Annotated in this window: 8 protein-coding genes and 1 riboswitch; all 8 genes read right to left on the bottom strand. The window is 36.1% G+C overall.

Translation table 11 applies throughout. The features are described 5' to 3' along the window. Positions 1-196: 196 nt before the first annotated feature. The 8 genes from SBH76_RS13260 to ylxM all read right to left on the bottom strand — a co-directional run bounded on the left by SBH76_RS13260 (position 197) and on the right by ylxM (position 5,917). Positions 197-940: an ECF transporter S component gene (locus tag SBH76_RS13260; RefSeq protein WP_317978150.1), complete on the bottom strand. Its 744-nt coding sequence runs from the start codon at positions 938-940 to the stop codon at positions 197-199. Positions 941-1,031: 91 nt separating this feature from the next. Next, positions 1,032-1,149, bottom strand: a riboswitch (FMN riboswitch). Between the two features lie 51 nt (positions 1,150-1,200). Further along, positions 1,201-2,313 (bottom strand): DUF4317 domain-containing protein, encoded by a 1,113-nt coding sequence (locus tag SBH76_RS13265; RefSeq protein WP_317978151.1) that lies wholly within the window; start codon positions 2,311-2,313, stop codon positions 1,201-1,203. Further along, positions 2,306-3,055, bottom strand: a complete 750-nt coding sequence (gene trmD / locus SBH76_RS13270) for a tRNA (guanosine(37)-N1)-methyltransferase TrmD (protein WP_317978152.1) — start codon at positions 3,053-3,055, stop codon at positions 2,306-2,308. The genes SBH76_RS13265 and trmD overlap by 8 nt, the downstream gene beginning before the upstream one ends. 2 nt (positions 3,056-3,057) lie before the next feature. Further along, positions 3,058-3,567, bottom strand: a complete 510-nt coding sequence (gene rimM / locus SBH76_RS13275; RefSeq protein ID WP_034213976.1) for a ribosome maturation factor RimM — start codon at positions 3,565-3,567, stop codon at positions 3,058-3,060. 77 nt (positions 3,568-3,644) lie between these two features. Beyond that, positions 3,645-3,872 carry a KH domain-containing protein gene (locus SBH76_RS13280; RefSeq protein WP_007591925.1) on the bottom strand — a complete coding sequence of 76 codons (228 nt, stop codon included), beginning with the start codon at positions 3,870-3,872 and terminating at the stop codon, positions 3,645-3,647. 12 nt (positions 3,873-3,884) lie between these two features. After that, complete coding sequence (gene rpsP / locus SBH76_RS13285; RefSeq protein ID WP_007591924.1) at positions 3,885-4,127, bottom strand: 30S ribosomal protein S16; 243 nt, start codon at positions 4,125-4,127, stop codon at positions 3,885-3,887. 68 nt (positions 4,128-4,195) lie between these two features. After that, positions 4,196-5,551 (bottom strand): signal recognition particle protein, encoded by a 1,356-nt coding sequence (gene ffh / locus SBH76_RS13290; protein ID WP_317978153.1) that lies wholly within the window; start codon positions 5,549-5,551, stop codon positions 4,196-4,198. A 9-nt stretch (positions 5,552-5,560) separates the two neighbouring features. Continuing rightward, positions 5,561-5,917 (bottom strand): YlxM family DNA-binding protein, encoded by a 357-nt coding sequence (gene ylxM / locus SBH76_RS13295; RefSeq protein WP_317978154.1) that lies wholly within the window; start codon positions 5,915-5,917, stop codon positions 5,561-5,563. Between the last annotated feature and the right edge of the window lie 258 nt (positions 5,918-6,175).

Consider the following 6,175-nt stretch of genomic DNA (forward strand, 5'->3'; position numbering starts at 1 on the left):
GACAATACAAAAACAAAGCAAAGGAAAATAAAATACTATTTTTTTATTTTCAAAACGAAATAAAAATGCCCTGAAAGCCAGTAAAATACTGGGGTTCAAGGGCATTTTAACTTTTGAAACTGTCAAAGACAGGAATTTAATGTAAAAAAAGCAAGAAAACCTAAGAAAAAACCGACACTTACGTGCCGGTAAAAGTCTATTTTACTGTATTCACTTCTCTGAATGAATTGCTTTGCTTTAATATCGGTGAAAATTTCTTATATAAAGCAATTGTAAGGACTGAAATCATACAACCCTTTAACAGATTTAACGGTGCAACTATCATCAATGCAAAGGTTTGAATACTTGTTACTGCTGGATTTAGTGCACTTCCCATTCCCACAAGTGCGCTAAGATCCATTCCATACATCTGTGCAAACTTAGGTAAAAGATACAATGCATTAAAAAGCGATCCGAATACTGTCATTGTAAGTGTTCCTGCTATACTTCCGAGTAAAGCCCCTTTTCTTGTTTTGTTGAAGATATAAATTATACTTGAAGGAAGGATTAAAGATGCTCCTACACAGAAGTTTGCAAGCTCGCCCACAAATGCTGTGGTAGTTGATCTAAACATTACTTTTAAAAGTATCTTTATAAACTCTGTAAGTATTCCGGCAACCGGTCCGAAAGCAAAGGTTACTATCATTACAGGTAACTCGGAAAAGTCAAGTTTGTAAAATGTAGGAGCAAAAGGTACAGGGAACTCAAACATCATGAGTATTGTACTTATAGCACCGAACAAACCGACCATTGCAATCTTTTGAGTGGTAATAACAGGACCTGTATAGCCGGACCTCTTATTTGCTATCTTCTCAAAAAGATATGCAACTAAAAATGTAGCAAATACTATTCCCAGAAACTCCGCTACAAAAACCAAATTTTCAACTACTGTTTTTAACATAACTACCTCCATAGCTTATGCTTCGGAGTGGTTTTCTTCAATGCAAAAACCCCTATATTATCTATAGGGGGCATAAGCAAATGAATTTGAAAACACTCTTCTCTCATCCAGACTATACTGTCGGTTTTGGAATTTCACCAAATCAACTGCTCATGCAGGTCGCAGACTATACTGCCGGTGGGGAATTACGCCCCGCCCCGAAGAAATATTAATTTTTATTAACTTAATTCTAAAACTTTTTATACAAAATGTCAATAGTATTAAATACTCTTTACAGGCATTCCGTTAACTTCCACATCATCTTCTATAGGCACAAGGATATATTTCCTTCCGTCTATAATCCTTGTCTCGAGCTTTTCAATAGAATCTGTATCGGTCTTTACAGTAATACCCGGTGTTTTAACTTCAAATTTCTTTGTATCTATTACATTATCTGCCAGTACTTCTATATCTGCATCTGCACTTTTCTCATATGATTCCACTGCTTCATCTGATACTCCACTTTTTGATATAATCTTAACCATATCATTTTTTGTAAGTACCAAAGGCTCAGGGTTATCGGAGTTTTCAGCAATCAAATCAAGCATATTTGAACTTAAAGATGACATAACAGGCATTGTAAGCTCATCTCTTAAAATATCATAAAGCACAGCTTCAAAAGTTTCTTTTTGCATAACTGATGACATAGGAGGCTCAACACCTATTATTTCATTTATAAAGCTCTCATTAAGTGCATCATTTTTCTTGCTGAAGTATAAAGCCGCATGTATGTCTGTAGTTCTTTCTGTAAATGCAGGGAATAAAAATCCGTGCATAGGCATACCTACTATCCAGTCTCTGACTCTGTTTGCAATTACACCTTCATTGGCAAAATAGCTGAGTGCAGGCTTTGAAAGGCTTACAGGACAAATACTGCATAGCAGTGCATGATAAACTTCGGTTGAAGCATCATCCATTACAAGTTTATCGCTTGCCTTACCGGGGATATCATACATAATATCTATAAGTATGATATAGTAATTTTCAGCATGCTCATAGGATTCTATTACTTTTCTGAAGAATTCATCCAAAAGCAATTCATCATCAAGTCTGCTCTCCCTAAGTTTCATCAAAAATGCATGTGGAGAATCTTCACCTTCATCATCCAAAGAAAACTCCAAGGTTAGAAGCGACTTTCCAATAGCTCCTGACATGGTTTTTCTAAATATTTCCTCATATTTGAAAGCATCCTCCTCGGGTAATGAATAGAAAGCATCCTTATTCATAAATTTTATATTCTTTTCAGCATCAACATAGCAACCGGCATACTTTGTGATAACATTGGTATCCTTGTTAAATTGCTTTTTGATCTCATTAATTTCTTCTCTAATCATCTATTTCACTACTTTCCTGCTTCAATTGCTCCAGATAAATTAAATCTTTTTTTGAAAGATTGGCGCTCAAAAGTAAATCCGGTCTGTTAAGATAAGTCCTCTTTATAGACTCTTTTCTACGCCACTCTTCTATATTTTTGTGATGCCCTGAAAGAAGCATATCAGGTACTCTAAGTCCCTCATACTCTACAGGTCTTGTATATTGCGGATACTCGAGCAAATTGTCTTCAAATGACTCAAAATCGGCACTTTCATTATTGGTAAGTACTCCGTCTACCATCCTTGCGATTGCATCCATCATTACAAGCGCCGGTAGCTCTCCACCTGTAAGTACATAGTCTCCTATGGAGTAACACTGCGCATTTGTAAGTTCAAGTGCTCTCTCATCGACACCTTCATAATGCCCGCAAAGAAAAACTATTTCATCAAGTTTTGCAAGTTCTTTTGCATCATTTTGATCAAACACTTTACCCTGTGGTGAAAGGTATATAAGCTTAGCTCTTTTATCCAGTCTGTCACAGATACTCTCATATGCTTTGTGAATAGGCTCTGCCTGCATTACCATTCCTGCACCGCCGCCGTATGGATAGTCATCCACTCTTCTATGTTTATCAAGTGTATAATCACGAATATTTATAGCTTCCATTGATATCAAATCATTTTTTATGGCTCTACCTATTATACTTGTGTTCATACACATTTCTATCATTTCAGGAAATAATGTTAAACAAAAAAACTTCATATCTATAAATCCAAAAGTCCGTCCAAAACATGGACTCTAATCTTTCCTTCTTCAAGATCAACATCCAGTATACATTGGCTGATGTATGGAAATAATACCTTCTTTTCTCCCATATCCACTTCCATTACATGATTAGCACCTGTAGGGAATATATCTGTAACCTTACCAAGTAAAATACCTTCTTCATCAATTACATCAAGACCTATAAGATCCGCAATATAGTTTTCATTCTTTTTTAAAGGTGTGGCATTTTGTCTGTCTACAAAGAGGTCTGTATTCCTAAGTGCCTGTATTTCTTCAGGAGTGTTAAACTGCTTAAACTTTACAAGTGCCATATTTTTTTGAAATCTGACAGTTTCAATATCAAGTGCAGTCTCGACTCCCTTAATATTTGCATATACTTTCTTTATCTTTTTCAATCTGTTTTGGTCATCAGATGTAGGATATACCTTTGCCTCACCCTTTATTCCATGAGAGCTTGTGATGACTCCCACTCTAAATCTATCTATCATTTTGTTCACTTTCAAAAATTACTTAATACAGCCTTTAAATAACAATAAAGCTACTACAAATGTAGCAGCTTGTTTTGTTATTTTATTTCTAATACTACTCTTTTTTCAGCTCTTATAGATGCTGATTTTATAATAGAACGAATAGCCTTAGCTATCTTTCCTGACTTCCCTATAACCTTGCCCATATCAGCTTCGGCTACAGACAATGTACAGATAGTAGTATCACCATCGATTGTCTCTTCAACTTTTACTTGAGCCGGGTCATCTACCAAAGCTTTTGCTATAACCTCAATGACTTCTTTCATAATCAGTCCTTATTATACTAATCCGGCACTCTTTAAAAGCTTAGCAACTCTATCTGTCGGCTGTGCACCGTTAGCAAGCCACTTCTTTGTGTTCTCCTCATCAAACTTGATTACACTTGGCTCAACTGTCGGATCATAATAACCAACCTCATCGATAAATCTACCGTCTCTTGGTGAACGGGCATCAGCCACTACTACTCTATAGAAAGGTGCCTTCTTCTGTCCCATTCTCTTTAATCTCATCTTAACTGCCATTTTATTATCCTCCTAATAGCTATAAAAATCTATATATGATTAATTCTAATTATTTAGAATAAAATCCTTTAAAAACCTAATTTTCCTCCGAAGAGTCCGCCAAGGGCCCCTCTCTTTTTGCCGTTCTTCATCATACCCGGGAATTGCTTCATCATCTTTTTCATCTGTTCAAATTGCTTTACAAGTCTGTTGACATCAGCAATATTAACACCTGAACCCTTTGCAATTCTGTTTTTTCTTGAAGGGTTCAAAAGACTTGGATCAAGCCTTTCCTTTTCAGACATACTCTGAATAATAGCTTTTATCTTTATCATCTGGCTGTCATCCACCTCAGGTAATGCAGCCTTACCACCGATTCCCGGCAACATGCTGAGTACACTCGCCATACCGCCCATCTTCTCAAGCTGTTCCAGCTGATCAAGGAAATCGTTGAAATCAAAATCCGCTTTGGCAATCTTTTGTGAGAGCTTCTTAGCTTTCTCACTGTCCATATCCATCTCGGCCTTTTCAATAAGAGAAAGGATATCTCCCATTCCGAGAATTCTGCTTGCCATTCTGTCAGGATAAAACTGCTCCAAATCGGAGAGTTTTTCTCCCATACCTACATAGAGTATCGGTTTACCTGTAACGGCACGTACTGAAAGAGCCGCACCACCTCTGGTATCACCGTCAAGCTTTGTAAGTATTACTCCGGTAATATCAAGCTTTTCATTAAAGGTCTCGGCTACATTTACCGCATCCTGACCTGTCATGGCATCTACTACCAAAATGATATCGTCAACAGTTACATTTTCTTTTATCTCTATAAGCTCATTCATCATATCTTCATCGATATGCAGACGACCTGCAGTATCAAGGAATATAATGTTGTGATGATTCTCCTTAGCAAATTCTACAGCTCTTTTAGCAATCTCTGCAGGTTTGTGATCGGTTCCCATCTCAAAAACAGGTACATCCACCTTTTCACCATTTCTTTTTAACTGCTCTATAGCAGCAGGTCTGTAAATATCACAACCTACAAGAAGAGGTGAGTTTCCTTTTTTCTTTAATTTTGCGGCAAGCTTTGCGGTAGTTGTTGTCTTACCTGCACCCTGAAGACCTGCCATCAATATTATAGTCATTTCTCCTGACGGTTTAATCTTTATTTCTGTAGTCTCACTACCCATTAAAGAAACCATCTCATCATTAACTATTTTGATAACCTGCTGAGCCGGTGTAAGTGAATTGAGTACATCAGTACCTGTTGCCTTTTCTTGAATACTCTTTATAAAATCTTTTACAACTTTAAAACTTACGTCAGCTTCCAGAAGTGCCAGTCTTACTTCTTTTAATCCGGCCCTTACATCATCCTCAGTAAGTCTGCCCTTGCCACGAAGATTTTTGAAAACATTTTGAAGTTTTTCGGATAAGCTTTCAAAAGCCATTCAAACCTCCTATACATCCAGTATCTTGAATGAAAGCTCTTCTATCTTTGATATAAGTTCTTCATTCTTTGTGTCCTGATATATCTTAACAATCCTTTGTATCTCTTTTACATAGGATTTTGTTTCATCAAATTTTTTTATCAAACCAAGCTTTTCCTCATAAGAAACCAGAGATTTATTGCATCTTTTTATAAGATCGCTCACACCCTGTCTGCTTATTCCCTCATTTTCAGCAATCTCACTTAGTGACAAATCATTGAAAACTACATCTTCATAAATTCTTTGCTGATGCCCTGTCAAAAGCTTACCATAGAAATCATAAAGAATCCCTTGATTGATATATTTTTCTATATCATTATTTTCCATACTGTGAGAGTATAACAGCATAAAAAGAAGCTGTCAAGTGTTTTTACTTGACAGCTTGAAAATAAATACACATGCCTTAAAACAAATAGATATCTTTTCTATGTCCGACATCAATAAAGATTAAAACCCGTCTTCCGTCGAAGTACTATGAAAGTTCCGACGTTTTAAATTTCTAATAAGCTATTTAGTTTTATGCAATTCTTTTAAATCCCTTATTTTAAAGGCTTTTCTTACATAAAAAATATTTCAAAAAATTTG

It is taken from the genome of Lachnoanaerobaculum sanguinis, assembly GCF_033242365.1.
Classification (GTDB): Bacteria; Bacillota; Clostridia; order Lachnospirales; family Lachnospiraceae; genus Lachnoanaerobaculum; species Lachnoanaerobaculum sanguinis.

Bases quoted from the DNA above. Each gene is read 5' to 3' on its own strand.
- SBH76_RS13260 (WP_317978150.1), bottom strand. From the start codon at position 940: ATGTTAAAAACAGTAGTTGAAAATTTGGTTTTTGTAGCGGAGTTTCTG.
- SBH76_RS13265 (WP_317978151.1), bottom strand. From the start codon at position 2,313: ATGATTAGAGAAGAAATTAATGAGATCAAAAAGCAATTTAACAAGGAT.
- trmD (WP_317978152.1), bottom strand. From the start codon at position 3,055: ATGAAGTTTTTTTGTTTAACATTATTTCCTGAAATGATAGAAATGTGT.
- rimM (WP_034213976.1), bottom strand. From the start codon at position 3,567: ATGATAGATAGATTTAGAGTGGGAGTCATCACAAGCTCTCATGGAATA.
- SBH76_RS13280 (WP_007591925.1), bottom strand. From the start codon at position 3,872: ATGAAAGAAGTCATTGAGGTTATAGCAAAAGCTTTGGTAGATGACCCG.
- rpsP (WP_007591924.1), bottom strand. From the start codon at position 4,127: ATGGCAGTTAAGATGAGATTAAAGAGAATGGGACAGAAGAAGGCACCT.
- ffh (WP_317978153.1), bottom strand. From the start codon at position 5,551: ATGGCTTTTGAAAGCTTATCCGAAAAACTTCAAAATGTTTTCAAAAAT.
- ylxM (WP_317978154.1), bottom strand. From the start codon at position 5,917: ATGGAAAATAATGATATAGAAAAATATATCAATCAAGGGATTCTTTAT.